Source organism: Rhodococcus sp. EPR-157, assembly GCF_001647195.1.
Classification (GTDB): Bacteria; Actinomycetota; Actinomycetes; order Mycobacteriales; family Mycobacteriaceae; genus Rhodococcoides.
In genome coordinates, this window is the sequence record NZ_LVCV01000521.1 from 1 (window position 1) to 16,390 (window position 16,390).

General features: G+C 64.2%; 14 protein-coding genes and 1 pseudogene. 6 read left to right on the plus strand and 9 right to left on the minus strand.

What is annotated here, in order from left to right:
• The 4 genes from A2J03_RS23550 to A2J03_RS23565 all read left to right on the plus strand — a co-directional run.
• Positions 1-1,479, plus strand: a 1,479-nt coding sequence (locus tag A2J03_RS23550; protein ID WP_068378824.1) for a beta-ketoacyl synthase, incomplete at its 5' end; no start/stop codon positions are given.
• Positions 1,476-3,026 carry a PfaD family polyunsaturated fatty acid/polyketide biosynthesis protein gene (locus A2J03_RS23555; RefSeq protein ID WP_068378826.1) on the plus strand — a complete coding sequence of 517 codons (1,551 nt, stop codon included), beginning with the start codon at positions 1,476-1,478 and terminating at the stop codon, positions 3,024-3,026. The genes A2J03_RS23550 and A2J03_RS23555, both read left to right, overlap by 4 nt.
• Entirely contained in the window at positions 3,023-4,465 is a 1,443-nt protein-coding gene (locus A2J03_RS23560; RefSeq protein ID WP_068378827.1) for a pyridoxal phosphate-dependent decarboxylase family protein, read from the plus strand. Before A2J03_RS23555 ends, A2J03_RS23560 begins: the two co-directional genes overlap by 4 nt.
• On the plus strand, positions 4,462-5,082 hold the full coding sequence (locus A2J03_RS23565) for an N-acetyltransferase (protein WP_068378828.1): 621 nt from the start codon (positions 4,462-4,464) through the stop codon (positions 5,080-5,082). The genes A2J03_RS23560 and A2J03_RS23565 overlap by 4 nt, the downstream gene beginning before the upstream one ends.
• 108 nt (positions 5,083-5,190) lie before the next feature.
• Here the strand turns inward: A2J03_RS23565 and A2J03_RS23570 are convergent, their stop codons facing one another.
• The 5 genes from A2J03_RS23570 to A2J03_RS23590 are packed head-to-tail and all read right to left on the minus strand — an operon-like array spanning position 5,191 to position 10,492.
• Positions 5,191-6,048, minus strand: coding sequence for a carbohydrate ABC transporter permease (locus tag A2J03_RS23570; protein ID WP_231912686.1), 858 nt, complete (start codon positions 6,046-6,048; stop codon positions 5,191-5,193).
• Entirely contained in the window at positions 6,038-6,994 is a 957-nt protein-coding gene (locus A2J03_RS23575; RefSeq protein ID WP_082898049.1) for a carbohydrate ABC transporter permease, read from the minus strand. Before A2J03_RS23575 ends, A2J03_RS23570 begins: the two co-directional genes overlap by 11 nt.
• A gap of 3 nt (positions 6,995-6,997) precedes the next feature.
• Entirely contained in the window at positions 6,998-7,858 is an 861-nt protein-coding gene (locus tag A2J03_RS23580) for a metallophosphoesterase (RefSeq protein ID WP_068378830.1), read from the minus strand.
• Positions 7,859-7,899: 41 nt separating this feature from the next.
• Positions 7,900-9,279, minus strand: coding sequence for an ABC transporter substrate-binding protein (locus A2J03_RS23585; protein WP_068378833.1), 1,380 nt, complete (start codon positions 9,277-9,279; stop codon positions 7,900-7,902).
• 40 nt (positions 9,280-9,319) lie between these two features.
• Positions 9,320-10,492, minus strand: coding sequence for an ABC transporter ATP-binding protein (locus A2J03_RS23590; RefSeq protein WP_068378848.1), 1,173 nt, complete (start codon positions 10,490-10,492; stop codon positions 9,320-9,322).
• A 280-nt stretch (positions 10,493-10,772) separates the two neighbouring features.
• Between A2J03_RS23590 and A2J03_RS23595 the strand changes: the two genes are divergently transcribed.
• A complete protein-coding gene (locus A2J03_RS23595) occupies positions 10,773-12,179 on the plus strand; it encodes an MFS transporter (protein ID WP_231912687.1) in 1,407 nt (468 codons plus the stop codon).
• Between the two features lie 23 nt (positions 12,180-12,202).
• Here A2J03_RS23595 and A2J03_RS23600 read toward each other — a convergent pair whose 3' ends face one another.
• The 3 genes from A2J03_RS23600 to A2J03_RS23610 are packed head-to-tail and all read right to left on the minus strand — an operon-like array spanning position 12,203 to position 14,931.
• Positions 12,203-13,150 (minus strand): alpha/beta hydrolase family protein, encoded by a 948-nt coding sequence (locus A2J03_RS23600; protein WP_068378836.1) that lies wholly within the window; start codon positions 13,148-13,150, stop codon positions 12,203-12,205.
• A 3-nt stretch (positions 13,151-13,153) separates the two neighbouring features.
• Positions 13,154-13,690: a YiiD C-terminal domain-containing protein gene (locus A2J03_RS23605; protein ID WP_197480932.1), complete on the minus strand. Its 537-nt coding sequence runs from the start codon at positions 13,688-13,690 to the stop codon at positions 13,154-13,156.
• 35 nt (positions 13,691-13,725) lie between these two features.
• Positions 13,726-14,931 carry an acyl-CoA dehydrogenase family protein gene (locus A2J03_RS23610; protein WP_082898052.1) on the minus strand — a complete coding sequence of 402 codons (1,206 nt, stop codon included), beginning with the start codon at positions 14,929-14,931 and terminating at the stop codon, positions 13,726-13,728.
• Between the two features lie 148 nt (positions 14,932-15,079).
• Between A2J03_RS23610 and A2J03_RS23615 the strand changes: the two genes are divergently transcribed.
• Positions 15,080-16,021, plus strand: coding sequence for a PDR/VanB family oxidoreductase (locus tag A2J03_RS23615; RefSeq protein WP_231912688.1), 942 nt, complete (start codon positions 15,080-15,082; stop codon positions 16,019-16,021).
• Here A2J03_RS23615 and A2J03_RS31275 read toward each other — a convergent pair.
• Positions 16,018-16,390 (minus strand): annotated as a pseudogene (locus tag A2J03_RS31275) (AMP-dependent synthetase); the annotation flags it as partial. The gene A2J03_RS23615 and the pseudogene A2J03_RS31275 overlap by 4 nt on opposite strands.

Sequence of the window (16,390 nt, forward strand, 5' to 3'; positions counted from 1 at the left end):
CGCGGTCGCCTGCGCGCCCGATTCGACGGTGACGCCACGACAGCGGCCGTGCAGGCAGTCGAGACCTTTGCGGTGTTCGCCGGGCTACATCTGTGCCTGGCCGACGCATTGTTGACCGCCACCCCACCGACACCGCTCGAGACCGGTTCGACCGAACTCGACGTCGTCGTCACTCAGATAGACCTCGTTCCTCGGCCGCACGTCATCGCCGAAGTGATCGCGGGCGACGGCCGGAGCGTCAGTGTCACGATGACCGTCACCGACAAGCCGGGTTCCGCGATCGGACCCGGCACCGGGGGCACGCTCGATCACTGGACCGGCAGGATCGGCCACGATGGAGAGAGGGTCTTGCTCAACGAGTTCCACATGGCGCATCTCGCACGCGGGGACCAGGGGACCGCACTCGGACCCGAATTCGCGCACTACACCGGACACCGGGCGACACGGCTGCCGACCGGTGGTTTGCTGCTGGTCGATCGCGTCAGTCGATTCGACGGCACGCGGGGGGTTCTCGACCGGTCGGCGTCGTACGACAGCGAATACGACTCGCCCGCCGACTCGTGGTACTACGCCGACAGCGCGAACTACTCGGTGCCGCACTTCGTGTACATGGAGACATCCCTGCAGGCGGCGCTGTTGATGGGTTTGTACGTCGGCCCCACGCTCACCGCCCCGAACCAAACCCTCAGTCTGCGTAATCTCGGGGGCACGGCGACCGTGCTTCGCCAGGTGGACCTGCGCGACAAGACCATTGCGCAGTCGTCGCGGTTGCTGTCGACGACTATGTTGCCAGGTTCGTCGCTTCAGACATTCGACTACACCCTGTCGGTCGACGGCGAGGCCTTCTACCGTGGTGAGACGATGTTCGGCTACTTCAGCGACGAGGCACTGGGCAATCAGACCGGCCTCGACGCTGGACGGAACAAGCCGACATGGCGAGAAACGAACGTGCCGAGCAATGTTCGCACGATCGACATCGCTGCGCGCCGGAACACTTCGGGTGCGCGCCTGTGTTCGCAGGGTACGTTGGCGCTGCTCGATCAGGTCGACGTCGTCGACGGTGGCGGTGATCACGGCGAGGGCTACCTGCACGCAGTGCGCCGAATCGATCCGAATGACTGGTTCTTCGCACGACACTTTCACCTCGACCCGGTGATCCCCGGATCGCTCGGTGTGGAGACGGCGATCCAGGCCGTTCAGGAATGGATGCTCGACTCCGGGTTCGATTCGAGCATGGCAGATCCGCAGTTCCTGATCCCCGCCGACATCGACTTCACGTGGAAATACCGCGGCCAGTTCCTGCCCACAGATCGGCAGTGCGAACTCGAAGTGCACATCAAGGCTGTCGAGCGCAGGAACGGCTCGGTGATCGTGACCGTCGACGCGTCGTTGTGGAAGCCAGGTCTGCGCATCTACGAGCTCATCGACCTTGCTGTCGAGCTTTCGGACATCTCGATTCGCAGCGGAGCCCTCGGATGACCGCCGTGTTGGCACGGGCGGTCAGCGACGTGCGTTCGGTTCTGCTCGACCTCGACTCGCCGTGCTGGATCGTCGCCGATGCAGACGGAGTCGGCGCAACGTCGGATCCGGCGATGACGGCGAACGCCCGGGTGCTCAGCGCCGTCGGCCCCCTCTCGCCACAATCTCTGGGAGACAGCACGTTCCGCAGGTTCCATGGTGTGCGATACTCGTACGCCGCCGGTGCGATGGCCAACGGTATCGCGTCACCGGACATGGTGATCGCGCTCGCGCGGGCAGGCTACCTCGCGTCCTACGGCGCCGCAGGGGTGATTCCCGCCCGCATCGATGCGGCGCTGAACACTATTCGGCAGGCACTCGGCAACACCCCGTTCGCATGCAATCTCATCCATAGTCCCACCGAGCCCGCGCTCGAAAAGGCCATCGTCGACGCGTGCCTCAGGAATGCGGTGACCTGTATCGAAGCGTCGGCTTTCATGGATCTGACGCCGCAACTCGTGCGCTACCGAGTCAGCGGCTTGGCGCTCGGCCGTGATGGCCGCGTCGAGCCGCGGCATCGGGTGATCGCGAAGGTGTCCAGAGCGGAAGTAGCCGAGCATTTCCTCCGGCCGGCGCCCGCGAAGCTGCTTCGGGCATTGCTCGACTCCGGCGAGATCACCGCCGAACAGGCACAGTGGGCGGAACACATTCCGATGGCCGATGACATTACCGCCGAGGCCGATTCGGGCGGTCACACCGACCGGCGTCCACTGACAGTTCTGCTTCCGGACCTGATCATGCTGCGAGACCGACTCGCTCGCGAACGACCCGGTCGACCGGAGGTCCGGATCGGCGCAGCGGGTGGCATCGGCACTCCCCAGGCGGTGGCCGCAGCGTTCGCGATGGGCGCCGCGTACGTCGTGACCGGCTCGATCAACCAGTCGTCGGTGGAAGCCGATCAGTCGGACACGACAAAGGCGCTCCTGGCTTCGTCCGGGGTCGCGGACTGCACGATGGCACCGTCGTCGGACATGTTCGAGCTCGGTGTGCAGGTACAGGTGCTGCGCCGCGGAACGATGTTCGCGGCGCGCGCACACCGGCTGTACGAGACCTACCGCGAATACGACGGTATCGAGTCGATCCCACCCGTCCGCCGAGCCGATCTCGAGAAGTCGATCTTCGCGCGACCGCTCGACGACGTGTGGGCGGGTTGCGTGGACTACTTCACCGAACGCGACCCTGGTCAACTCGCCGGCGCCGAGCGCGACCCGAAGCGCAAGATGGCGCTGATCTTTCGGTGGTACCTAGGGTTGTCGTCGGGGTGGAGCATCCGCGGAGAATCCGATCGCACGGCCGACTATCAGATTTGGTGCGGGCCTGCGATGGGCGCGTTCAACAGTTGGGTCGCCGGTACGCATCTCGCTGCGCCGACGAATCGTCGGGTCGCGGACATCGCGCACCACATGATGTTCGGAGGTGCGCACGCCACCCGCGTGGCGTCGCTGCGCAGCGCGGGGGTTCGCTTGCCGGCCGCTGCGGCACATTACGTGCCGGAGCCGCAGCGATGACTGCTCCGGACCGGACGGCGAGTCTGCTGACGACCGTCGCGCGCTACAGCGAACGGTACGTCCGGGAGGGCCGTGCCGACAGTACTCGGGTCGAGGCAGACCGGGACCGATTGCGAGCGGACTTCGTTCGGCCCTTGCCGAGGCGCGGTGAGGAACCGCACGACGTGGTGTCCGAACTCGTCTCGCGCGGCGAACCGGGACTGCTGCACTCGGGAGCGCCTACCTTCCTCGGGTTCGTCATGGGCGGTGCGTATCCCGTTGCGGTCGCCACCGAGTGGCTGACGTCGATATGGGATCAATGCGGCGCGCTGTATGCAACAAGTCCCGTTGCGGCGGTGGTCGAAGAGACGGTTGCGCGGTGGTTGATCGACCTGTTCGGGCTGCCGTCGGGCGTGTCGGTCGGTGTCACTACCGGCTGTGCGACGGCGAACCTGACGGGGCTCGCCGCGGCCCGTCACTCCGTGCTCGCCGACGCGGGCTGGAACGTCGACGACGACGGTCTGATCGGTGCGCCGGAACCGCGCATTCTGGTCAGCAAAGGCTGCCACGTCACGGTGTCGCGAGCGATTCGCCTTCTCGGAATGGCAGGACAGGTGTACCCCGTCGATGTCGACGAACAGGGCCGGATGTCGTTGCCCGCGTTCATCGATCGTCTCGACTCGACGACAGGTCCGCTGATCGTGTGCGCTCAGGTCGGCAACGTCGACTCCGGTTCCGTGGACCCACTGACGGACATCTGCCGGCTCACGCATGAGCGTGGGGGATGGGTACACGTCGATGCAGCCTTCGGTATGTGGGCAGCCGCAGGACCCAGCGTGCGCCATCAAGTGTCGGGACTTGCCGCCGCGGATTCGTGGGCGACCGACGCGCACAAGTGGCTGAACGTGCCCTACGACTGCGGTATCGCTCTGTGTGCGCACCCCGACGCGCACCGCGCGGCGCTACGGACCAGCGCAGAATATCTGACCGTCGCTACAGGCGGGGACCGAGATCCCGTCGACTATTCACCGGACATGTCCCGACGCGCGCGCAGCCTTGTTCTGTGGGCGACCCTGCGACATCTGGGCCGGGACGGTGTCGCCGACCTGATCGACCGATGCTGCCGCCTCGCACGGGAACTCGCGTCGAGCCTCGACGATGAGCCGGGCATCACAGTCGTCAACGACGTCGTGCTCAATCAGGTGCTGGTTCGTTTCGACGCTCCGGACGGTGACGCCGCGGGCCACCTCGGCCGCGTCGTCGACACCGTGCAGCGATGCGGGACAGGCTGGGCCAGCCCCACCACGTGGTTCGGTCACCCCACGCTGCGGCTGTCGGTCTGCAACTGGCAGACCGACAGCGCGGACATCGAACGGTGCATCGACGCGCTGGTCGGAGCCCATCGACAGGCCACTTCACTGCACAGCTCCACCGCCGCCCCCTTGGAGGAATTCGTATGACCACCGCCGATGTGAGACCCGAACCGACCGTCACCGGTGAACCCGACCTCGACGCCGTCGTTGCCACGCTCACGGCGTCCTTCGCGCAGGACCCGATCATCGAATGGGCGATACCCACCGATACGCCTGAACGTAGCCGCTACCTGGACTCGTTCTTCGCCATCGTCACCGAAGACATACTGGACCGCGGCGGAATGGTGGCCACCTCGAGTAACTACGACGCTGTGATCGTCTGGTCGACGCCCAACGACTCGGTGCCGACCGACGACGAGAATGCAGTTCTGCTGGACCGCCTCGAGTCCGCGACCGGGCCGACCGGCCATCGCGTCCGCGTCCTGATGGAACTGCTCGACGAGCATCACCCGACCGACCTTCCGCCGCACTGCCACGTGATGTTCGCCGCCGTACGCGAAAGCTCGCGGGGGACCGGCGCGCGGGCCGCCGTGACCGGCGCGCTGCGTGAACTGCGGCTCGCCGACGGTGTGGGTGTCTATGCAGAAGCGTCGAGCGAGCGCAGCCTCCGGCTCTGGGAGCGTCTGGGACTGACCCGAGTCGGTTCGGAGATCGTGCTCCCCGACGGTGGACCGAAGCTGTTCCCGCTCTTCGCTGCACCGTAGGCACGCGCTGGAATATCGAACGTCCGAAACACTGGGGCGCCGGCGAGTCGATCCAATCGACTCGCCGGCGCCCCTGATTCGGTTCCTACTCGAGGCCTGATTCGTTTCCTACTTGAGGCCGGAGCGGACGAACGCGTTGACGATGTGACGTTGCAGCACGATGTAGAGGAGGAAGACAGGGAGGCACGCCATCCCTGCCACCGCCATCATCGGGCCCCAGTCGTTGCCCTCGGTGCCCATGAAACTGCGCAAACCGAGCTGCAGGACGGAGTTGCTTCGCTGCAATACCACTGCCGGCCAAAAGTATTCGTTCCACGAGTTGATGAACAACAGGATGGACAACGCCGCGAGTGCCGGGCGCAGATTGGGTACCACGACTGTCCACAGGATCGACCAGGACGACCGTCCGTCCATTCGCGCAGCCGCCACCAGTTCCTTCGGGAAGCTGGTCATGTGTTGACGCAGCATCAACACGCCGAGAGCCGAACACAGCGTCGGCACCACGACTCCGGCGAGAGTGTTGATCAGACCCATTTGGTACAGCAGAACGTAGTTGGGCAGCATGGTGACCTGGAACGGCACCAACCACGTCCCGATGAATGCCAGGTAGAGGAAGTTCTGGAACCGGAACGTGTACATCGCGAACGCGTACGACGCGAGCAGTGCGATCAACAGCTGCGACGCGGCGGACACGAAAGCGACACCGAACGTGTTCAGCAGGAGGCCGATTATGTCGACTTTCGACGCAGCATCCGTGTAGTTCTCGATCGACAGCGGCCACGGAAACGGTGAGAGGGACCCGACGTCGTCCGGCCGACGCAACGATGTCGCGAACAGCCAATAGATCGGGAACGCACACACCACCGCGATGACGATCAGAATGGCGTGCCCGCGAATTCGGCGCAGCAGATCGCCGCTACCCTCGACGCTGTCGGGCGCGCCGGTGTTGCGCATGTCAGTTGTCATGAAACGTAATCCGTTCGGAGAGCCAGACGAGGGCACCTGCGACAGCACCGAATCCCACGAAGAGCACGATGCCTGCGGCCGCGCTGAGTCCGGCGTCGAAGCTGTGGAAACCGTAGTCCCACAACAGGTAGTAGATGTTGGTCGTCGATTGCGACGGCCCGCCCTGGGTCAGGGTGTCGATGAGCGGGAATGTCCATTGTGCACTGAGCAGGACGGTCATGAGCGTGAGGAACACCAGAGTGGGGGAGAGCAGCGGCAGTGTGATCCAGCGATCGATCTGCCACCGCGACGCCCCATCCATCTGTGCGGCCTCGGAGTAGTCGCTGTTCACACCCGCCATGCCGGCGGACACCACCAGCACCGCGAACCCGAGAAAGTGCCACCCTGTGATGATGATGATCACCCACTGAGCGGTAGCGGTGTCCTGGATCCAATTGCGGTCCGAACCGAGAATCCGATTGACGATTCCGGCGCTCGGATCGAGCAGCCATTGCCACACCGCCGCGCCCGCTACCGGTGCGATCAGGAACGGAGCGAAGATGATGCTCTGGTACATCACCCGTGCTCGCCCGTGCACGCCCCGTGTCGCGAACGAGATCACCACGGGCAGAACGATCGAGAAGGGGAGCAGGGCGAGAATCAGAACGATCGTGCGCCAGATGGAGTCACCGACGGCCGGCAACTCGAGTAGACGACGGTAGTTGTCCGCCCCCACCGCTTGCATCGGCGTCGTGGGCAACAAATTCCACGAGTACGTCGACAACTGAGCAGCTTGGACGAGTGGGCGATAGGTCCACACCACGAGCAATGCGATGGCCGGTGTCAGATACAGATAGGGCTGCGCGACGCGCAGCACACGCGCGAACGAGGAATCTCGGATGGTCCGCGTGGGTTCGGAGGCTGTCACCTTGGCCGGTACAGGGCGGTCGAGAACGCTGACGAACACGTCTCACCCAGCCTGGAGTGAGAGCGCCGCGAGTTTGTCGAGAATGTCCTGCATCGACTCGTCGTACACAGTCGCAGTCGGCGTGGCCTCCACCGCGGTGGCGACGAAGGACGATCCGAACACATCGATGCGGGAGAAGCCGAACCCGACGACACCGCGATGTCGGCCGACGGGCGGTATCGGGTCGACGCGGTACGACATCGCGGGGCCCACCCACACCGGAATCCCAGCGATCGACCCCGAACTCGTGTGGTGGGCGTGACCGCACAGGATCATGCCTACATCGGACCCGGCGAGAACGGCCTCGAGATGCTCCGAGTGCTGCAGGCGAAGAGAATCGACCGAAGTGACCGGTGACGGGATCGGTGGGTGGTGCAGCACCAGGATCGTGCCGCCGGGTGCCGGCTCGGCAAGAACGTCGGTCAGCCACGACAGCTGGCTCGGCTCGAGCCGGCCGTCGTGTCTCCCGGCCGTCGTGCTGTCCAGAACAACGATTCGGACTCCACCGATGTCGAAGACGGAATCCACGGAATCGACGGGGCCGTCGGACGACGTCGGCGCGATCAATTCGTGTACGAACGCCTCCCGATCGTCGTGATTGCCCATTGCATAGATCACGACGGCACCCAGAGCGTCGGCGGCGGGAACGACTGCCTCGCGCAACCGGCGGTATGCCTCCGGGTCACCATCGTCGGTGAGATCTCCCGAGAGAACCAGGGCGTCGATGCGCTGCCCCGATTTCACCAGTCGGTCGAGGACCGTGTGCAGGTTGGCGAGCGTGTCGACGACGCCGTGCACCGTCTCGCCCTCTCTGCGAATGTGTGTGTCCGTCAACTGAACGACGGTGAAATCAGGTCCAGCCATCTCGTGTCCTTTCTTGGGCGGCTTCGGCAGGGGGCGACGGTCTACTGAGCAGGGAGAAGAGCTGTGCCCTGATCGCGGGCGGCCTCCAGCGTCGGACCCGGATCCGCACCCTGATAGACGATCGACTCGACGGCGTCCATCATTCCGTCACGGATCTGCAGATAGTTGTTGCCGGGCATGGAGACCCACGGCTCCATCGACTCCAGCTGCTTCAGGTTCGGCCCGATCAACGGGCTCTTCGATGCCCAATCCTGAAGTCCCTCGGGATCGTCGACGAGCCCGGTGCGCAGCGGAAGGTAGCCGATGCCCTGCGAAATCGTGGTGTAGGACTCCTCGCTGGTCAAGAACTTCATGAGTTCCCAGGACGCACGCTGCTTCGCGGGGTCGGATGCGAACGTGAACAGCGACGCACCCGAGTTGGTGGGAACGACAGGCTTGTCACCGAAGGACGGCATCGTGGTCGCACGCAGATCCCATTTGTCCTTGGCGCCCTTGGTGAACGTCCCTTGTATAGCGCTGGTTTCGAGAATCATCCCCATGTCGCCGCGAGCGAAGGCCTCGTATCCCTGCTGCTGACTCAATACCGGCGTCGCTCCGTCGGCGACCAGTTTCTGCGCCATCGTCGTAGCTTCGACGGCCGCCTCGTCGGCGAATTCGAGAGACGTCCGATCCTCCGAGATGACGCGTCCGCCGTTCGATCGGACCAAACTCTGGTAGCACCAGTCCTTCGCGGACTTGGTGAGGCAGTCGAGGTACACCCCGCCCTTGCCGGTCCGGTCGGCAATGCTCTTCGCCGCCTCGCCAACCTCGTCCCAGGTCGAGGGCGGATCGGCAGGATCGAGACCGGCCTGCTCGAAGAGTGTTGCGTTGTAGTAGAAGACGGGCGTGGAGAACACGAACGGGATGCCGTACGTGGTCCCGTCCCAGTCTGCGAGCGTGCGTGCGGTGGATGCGTAGGCGTGTTTCGTTCCGTCGAAGTTCTTCTGAACCTCGTCCTTGCCGAAGAGTTCGTCGAGGGATCGCGCTCCCAGCTGGTTGATGGTGAAGTCCAGGTCGCTGAACCCGAGCTGTGCAACGTCCGGGGGTGCGCCCGCGACGGTCTGGTTCTGAATGCTCGACACAGTGTCCGTTGCGGGGTTGGGGCTGTTGCCTTGCGGCTTCTGCGCTGTGACGGTGATGTTCGGATGCTGCTTTTCGAATTCGCCGATCAGGGTGTTGAACGTGTCGGTCCACGCACCTGCCAGACCGTAGTTGTAGCTCTCGAAGACAATCGAGACCTGTTGGTCGTCGGTCAGTTCGGGCACCGGTTGGGAGGCGGATGTGGTCTCCGTCGTCGACGTCGTGCTGCCGAGACCGCCACATGCAGTCAGTACGAGTGCGCTCGTCATGAGCGCACCCATGCCGAGAAGGGTTCTTTTCATTGTTGCTCCTGGTGAGAGTGGGTACGGAAGGAATCGGGATCTAGGAAGTGAAGACTGGGATACCCGTCTGTCGGGCGGTGACATCGGTGTCTGCAACTGCGGTGTCTGCAACTGCGGTGTCGGCAACCGCGCCCTCGGGCTGCCAGACCAACCGGCGCCCGGTGTCGCGGTCGAACAGATGAAGGTCGGACTTGTCCAGGCCGAGGTGGACCGTATCGCCGGGTCGTGCACCGGCAGGCCGGGACACTCTCGCGCACAGGGCATTAGGACCCACACGCACATGAACGAGTTCTTCGCTCCCGAGGTTCTCCACGGTGGCGACCGTGGCCGGGGTGCCGACGCCGTCGTGGCGGAGAACGATGCGTTCCGGGCGAACGCCGATGGTCACGCTGCGAGCAGCGACTTCGTCGGCCGAGATGCCCAGTGGCACCGAAAGATCGGCTGCCTCCGCGTATAGTTCGCCGCCTCGGCTCACCACCTCGGCCGTCAGGAGATTCATCGGCGGCGCTCCGAGGAAGCCTGCCACGAACGTGGACCGAGGAGTGTCGTAGAGCTCGGTCGGAGTGCCCACTTGCTCGACGCGCCCGTCGTTCATCAACGCGATCCGAGACGCCATCGTCATGGCTTCGACCTGGTCGTGGGTGACATAGAGGAAGGTCGTGCCGATCCTCTTGTGCAGTTCGATGAGTTCGGTACGCGTCGCGCTCCGCAGTTGTGCGTCCAGATTGGACAGGGGTTCGTCCATCAGGAATGCGCCCGGTTCACGAACCATCGCTCGCGCCAATGCAACTCGCTGCCGTTGCCCGCCGGACAATTCGGCCGGACGTCGTCCGAGTAGTGGGGTCAGGTCGAGGATCGACGCCACCTTCGCGACGCTGTCAGCGATGGATTGTCGCGATTGCCCACGGGTGCGCAAGGGAAAGCCGATGTTCTTCGCGACAGTCAGATGGGGATACAGCGCATAGCTCTGGAAGACCATCGCAAGATCTCGTTGACGTGGGGGTGCCGTGGTGATGTCGTTGTCGTCGAGCAGGATCTGGCCCGAAGTCGGCTGGGTCAGGCCGGCCACCATGCGGAGTAGGGTCGACTTGCCGCACCCACTCGGACCCAGCAGGACCATGAATTCGCCGTCCGCGATATCGAGACTCACGTCGTGGATCGCATGGGTGGTACCGAATTTCTTCGACACCGATTCGAGTTGAATTCGGCTCAACGTGTTTCTCCTTGCCGTGCGCTTGATCAGTGGGAACATGCCAACACGCCGTCGTGTACTCGAGGTGAACACCGTCTGCAGGAGTGGCGCGCCGGGAGCAATGTAGGTGCGCGGACCTGGGTCGATAGAACCTTCGGGCGCATGCGATCGCCGTCACGCACAGTGACGAGTTTCGGAAGGTTTTGATGTCTGGCCAGCCAGGATAGGCGTCGGCTATCGCTGTACATCGAAACATGCCGTGCATCAGAGTATTTCAGGTCCCTGAGCATACGATGTTCGAGTGACTTCGGATAGTGACATCTCCCGAACCGATACTTCGACGAACCGGCCTGAACTCCGCCGGCGGACCCTCCTGTGGGGCATCTGTGCGGTGACGTTCATCGTTTACCTCGACACCAGCATCGCACCGGTGGCAATTCCGACCATCGCAGACAGTCTGGGTGGCGGGGATACTGCGGCGCAATGGATGCTGGACGCGTACACACTGGCGTTCGCGTGCCTCCTGCTGTCGGGTGGGCTGCTCGGCGACCGATTCGGTACCCGGCGCATGTTGCTCGGTGGCACCGGCGCGTTCGGGCTCGCATCGATCGTCTGCGCCCTCGCGCCGACCATGAACGTGCTGATCACGGGCCGCGCCTTGCAGGGTGTGTGCGCGGCCGTCATTGTTCCCCTGTCCGTCGCGGCGTTGACCACGCACTTTCCCGACCCGACGGCCCGGGCGAAAGCCATCGGTCTGTGGGGCGGTACTGCGGGAGTTGCTCTGGCGCTGGGACCGCTCGTCGGTGGGGTGCTGGTGTCGTCGGCGGGATGGCAGTCCTTGTTCTGGATCAACATTCCCATCGCCCTGTTCGCGTGGGGTGCCCTACGACTTTCGCTGCACCACAAAGCGACATCACGCAGCGGTGGTATCGACGTCGTCGGCCAGGCCTTCTTCGTCGCGGCAGGTGTCGGCGCCACACTCGCGCTCGTCGAGGGCCCGCATCGTGGTTGGGCGCATCCGTTCGTGCTGGTGGCCCTCGCGGTTGCCGCTCTTTCGGTGGTGCTGTTCGTGGTGTGGGAGCGTCGGGCCGAGTCTCCGATGTTGCCGCCGGGTCTGCTCCGAATCCCCGAGGTCTTTGCCGCGTGCGCAGTGAATTTCCTCGGATTGTTCGGTCTCTACGGCGTGCTGTTCATCTTGACGCTGTACCTGCAGGGGGAGCGAGGTCTGAGTCCGATCGCGACGGGGCTGGAATTTCTCCCGCTTTTCGGCGCAATGGGCGTCGGATCACTGACCGCGTCGTACATCGTCGGTCGACTGGGTACCCGACCGACGATGCTGCTCGGGCTCGGGTCGATCTGCGTCGGGATGGTGGGCCTGATGTCGATCCCGGCGGGCGCTCCGTTTGCAGTATATGGAGTCGCTCTTGCCCTGCTCGGGATCGGCATTCCGCTCTCCGGCGGTGTCGTCGCGATTGCCGCGATGATGAACGCCGTTCCGGCGGAGTCGGTGGGTGCCGCATCAGGCGCGATGAACACGTTTCGGCAGTTCGGTGCCGTGTTCGGGGTTGCTGCCGCGGCCATTGCATCGCCGCGGGTGGGTAGTGAGGTGACGTCGATGTCGACGACATTCATGATCGGTGCAGTGGGAGCGCTGCTAGGCGCGGTCCTGACGGCCGTCGTACTGCGGCCGTCAGGACCGCGCCGGTGAGCGATCAGCAAGCTGGTCTCACGTCACCCGTCCAAGCCCGTCCGATCCAACACACCCGTTCGAACCCACTCGGATGCGACTCGCGCGATCACGGGTGAATCCTTGATCCACTCGAAGTGGTCACGGTGGATCACCGGGGAATCTGCGTCGATGTGCCACCGCGTCACCGGCGCCGCCGTCAACTTCGATTCCAGGAAGTCGACGTTCGACTTGGGACCGAGACGGTCGTCGGCCAGCGAGATGGCCAGAACCCGTGTCGTCATCTCCGCGAGTAGGCGGTCGTAGTTGCGGGACGTCCCAGCGGGCCGGTAGTGGCTGGTCAGGGAATGCCGTGACCAATCGACCATGACGCGGCCCGCCATGGCCCCCGGAATCAGCACGCCACCCGGCCAGTGCCCCTTGACTCGTGCGACCAAGCCGATCCACTGGATGTCGCGCAGCGCCTCGAACCACCGCCGGATGCCGAACGCGCGCCAATAGACCGTCCCGGTACCGATTACCGTGACACTGTCGACCGCGCCCGGTTCTCCCGCCGCGTAGAGCAGTGACAGCTGACCCCCGAGACTGTGTCCGAACAGGTGAAGCTCACTGTTCGGGAAACGTTCTCGTACTGCTGCCGTCACCGCGGGAAGATCGATCTCGATCATCTCGCGGTAGCCGAAGTTCGGTTGATCCTGCAGCGCGGGTGTGCATTCGCCCTGTCCACGCAGATCGCACAGTGCGACCGACATTCCCTGTGCATTGAGGCTTTTCGCGAGATGCAGGTAGTGCTTGGCCTTCATGACCATTGCCGGGAGGACGAGAACCACCGGAGCCGATGGGTCCGCCGCCGGCACCAATCGAACCGTGAACGTGATTCCGCCCGGAACCTCGACGGGGAAAGATTCGAGCAGCGAGTATGCGGAGGGGCGCCGAGTCGATGCGGCGTTCTCGGCTGACTGGTCGGCGGGTGTTCCTGAGGTGGTGGACATCGGCTATTCCTTCCCGTCGGACACGACGACATCGCACACATAGTCGAAGGTGAATTTCGCGACGGTGACGTCGTCGTCGTTCACCATCACTGCTTTGCCCGTGAGCTCGAAGCGTGCGTCGGACTCGGCGGCGAGGATGGCTCGCATCTCTCGCTCGTCGACGGTTGCGATCGCACGAATTCGTCCCGAGGCGGGTTTGCGGTACGTCGAGTTCGCCGAGCGCACCACGAGACTTTCGACGACGTACAGCCTCGTGGCGGCGGCACCGACGAAGGCTGCGGCCCCGGCGATATCGGCAGCGGTGAACAACGCGCCCGCATGGACTGTGTTCATGTGATTCACCACGTGCGGTTCGCGAGGGATATCGACGACGGCCCGATCGGGTCCGATCTCTGTGACGGTGGTTCCAACATGCTTACCGAACGGCACGAGGGAGTTGGACACCGATCGAAGACGCTCGTAATCGGGTGCATCGAAGTCGATGTTGCCGAACGCGGCAGCGAAGAGTCCGACCCGGCGGCCGGTGGTGGACAGGGACACGATGTGCTCCGTTCTTCTTGCGTGAAAAGGATGGGTCAGCGGAAGGGGCGCAGTACTCGGCGGGCTATGGACCACCGAAGAACTTCCGACGGGCCCTCGTAGATGCGGAATGCGCGGGCCTCGACGAGGAATCGGGCGACCAGGTGGTCTTCGCACACGCCGAGTCCGCCGTGGAGCTGAACCGATCGATCCAGAATTCGCCACACTGCTTCCGAGACGAATGTTTTTGCGATGGAGGCGCTGTGGCGCGCGCCGGAGGAGTCGGCACCCTCGGTGTCGATGATCTCCGCAGCTCGGCGGATCAAACCGCGTGAGGCTTCGATATCGATCTCGCTGTCGGCGACATGGGCTTGCGCCATTCCGTGGTCAGCGATCGGAACACCGAAGGACGAGCGGCCGACGATGTGTCGGGCAGCCATTTCATGTGCGCGCACGGCCAGGCCGAGCCAATTCATGCAGAAGACCAAACGGGACGGTGCGAGCCGAACTCCGGCGTACTGCAAGCCTTTTCCTTCTTCGCCGAGCACGGCATCCGCGGAGACCTCGCACTCGGTGAACTGCACCTCGCAGTGCCCGCCGGGAATGCTGTGGTCCAGGGTAGGCATGCGCCGTCCGACGTTCAGACCCGGGTTGTCCTGATCGACCAGGAACATAGTCGGACCGCTCGGAGTCGCGGCCATGACGATGGTGAAGGCCGCGCCGGCGGCTCCCGTCGTGAAGTGCTTGGCACCGTCGATCACCCAGCCCGATCCGGAGCGGCGCGCCGTGGTCCGCAACATGGCCGGATCGGAGCCCGTCCCGGGAGCAGGTTCGGTCATCGCGATGGACGAGCGCACGTCTCCGGACGCCAGCGGAGCCAGATAGCGTGCCCGCTGTTCCGGGGTACCCGCGTGCTTCAACAAGTGAATGTTGCCGTCGTCGGGCGCTGATGCATTGACCGACAACGGACCCAGCAGGCTCGCGCCCGACGCCTCGAGGACGCGGGCCTGGGTGCGCATGGACAGTTGCAGGCCGCCGTACTCGGTGTCCGACAGGGGGCCGAACACGCCTGCGTCCTTTGCCTTACGTTGCAGTTCGAGACGCATCTCGTCGTCGACTTCGCGGCCGTCGACCACGACCTCACGCTCGACAGGCAGAACATGTTCCTGGATGAAGGCGGCGGTCCTGGCGACCAGCAGATCGACTGTCTCGGGGGTATCGGATCTCTCGATGCGATCGATGTCTCGTTCGACGGTTGTCATGACATCCAGTGTCGTGCTGCAGGTGGTGCGCGAGGGGCCGCGATAGGCGACGCCGATCGCACGACATCGATGGGACCCACGGTGTGCGGCGGTCACGGTGTTCCCCCAGCCTAGAGCGTGCGACAGTCCCCGATCGAAGGAGCACAGAGTGTTGGAAGCCGGTATGTTCACCGTGGTCGTCGTCGGGCGTTCGGATGTTGCCGCGAACGTCATCTCACTCGAACTCGCGTCACCCGACGACGGTGACCTGCCCGGTTGGAGTGCCGGCGCGCACGTGGACGTCCGCGTCGGTGGCGATGACGTGCGGCAATACTCGCTGTGTGGCTCACCGGCGGAGCCGTCACGGTGGCGCATCGGAGTTCTGCGTGAGCCGAACGGCCGAGGTGGGTCGGCCTACCTCCACGAACACGCACAACTCGGATCCACCCTCGAGGTCTCTGTGCCGCGCAACAACTTTCCTCTCGTCGACGCGTCGGCTTATGTGTTCGTAGCGGGTGGGATCGGAATCACTCCTATCCTTCCGATGATCGCCGCCGCCGAGTGCGGCGGTGCGGAATGGAAGTTGTACTACGGGGGGCGTACCCGCGCTTCCATGGCGTTCGTCGACGAACTCGCCGCGTATGGAGACAGAGTCGCGATACTCCCGCAGGACGAAGCCGGGATGCTGCCGCTTGCCGACATTGCTCGGGTCGCCGGTGGCGACGCCAGCGTGTACTGCTGCGGACCGGAGCCGTTGCTCGCGGCGGCAGAGCAACACGGTATCGGTTCACTGCATGTCGAACGGTTCGCGCCGCGACCTATTGTCGCCGAGGAACCGGACGCTGCTTTCGAGGTGCAACTTCTCAGTACGGGGGACGTGATTCGAGTTGGCGCCGGACAGTCGCTCGTGGACGCTCTCGAACGCGTCGGCGTCTCGGTCGCGACCTCGTGCCGAGAAGGTACCTGCTCGAGTTGCGAGACGAAGGTGATCAGCGGGAGCCCCATTCACCGGGATTCGGTACTGTCCGATGACGAGCGTGAACGGGGCGAATCGATGATGGTGTGCGTGTCGAGGGCTGCGGCGTCACCGGTCCTCGTGCTGGATCTCTAGCTGAACTCGCCCCTCAGGTAGCGGGCTTTGGCAGCGGCTCGCATCAGCTTGCCGCTGCTGGTCTTCTGCAGTCGCATGTCCGTCAAGACCAGTTCACCGACCGTGAGTCCGTGCTCGCGAGTCACTGCCTCTCGCACCGCAGGCGGACTCACCTCGTGATCGGCGGACGTCTCCGCAATGATCACCAACTTGTCGATTCCTTGGGCGTCTGCAATTGCGAACGCCGCGCATGCCAAAGACTTCGGCCCTCCGACGTGGATCCGCACGGTATTTTCGATGTCATGCGGGTAGTAGTTCTTGCCCCGGACGATGATGACGTCCTTGATGCGGCCGACCACGTACAGCTCACCATCGACGACCGCACCGAGA

Coding starts and splice junctions, on each gene's coding strand:
- A2J03_RS23565 (WP_068378828.1), top strand. CDS start 4,462: ATGACCACCGCCGATGTGAGACCCGAACCGACCGTCACCGGTGAACCC.
- A2J03_RS23560 (WP_068378827.1), top strand. CDS start 3,023: ATGACTGCTCCGGACCGGACGGCGAGTCTGCTGACGACCGTCGCGCGC.
- A2J03_RS23585 (WP_068378833.1), bottom strand. CDS start 9,279: ATGAAAAGAACCCTTCTCGGCATGGGTGCGCTCATGACGAGCGCACTC.
- A2J03_RS23580 (WP_068378830.1), bottom strand. CDS start 7,858: ATGGCTGGACCTGATTTCACCGTCGTTCAGTTGACGGACACACACATT.
- A2J03_RS23570 (WP_231912686.1), bottom strand. CDS start 6,048: ATGACAACTGACATGCGCAACACCGGCGCGCCCGACAGCGTCGAGGGT.
- A2J03_RS23610 (WP_082898052.1), bottom strand. CDS start 14,931: ATGACAACCGTCGAACGAGACATCGATCGCATCGAGAGATCCGATACC.
- A2J03_RS23600 (WP_068378836.1), bottom strand. CDS start 13,150: ATGTCCACCACCTCAGGAACACCCGCCGACCAGTCAGCCGAGAACGCC.
- A2J03_RS23555 (WP_068378826.1), top strand. CDS start 1,476: ATGACCGCCGTGTTGGCACGGGCGGTCAGCGACGTGCGTTCGGTTCTG.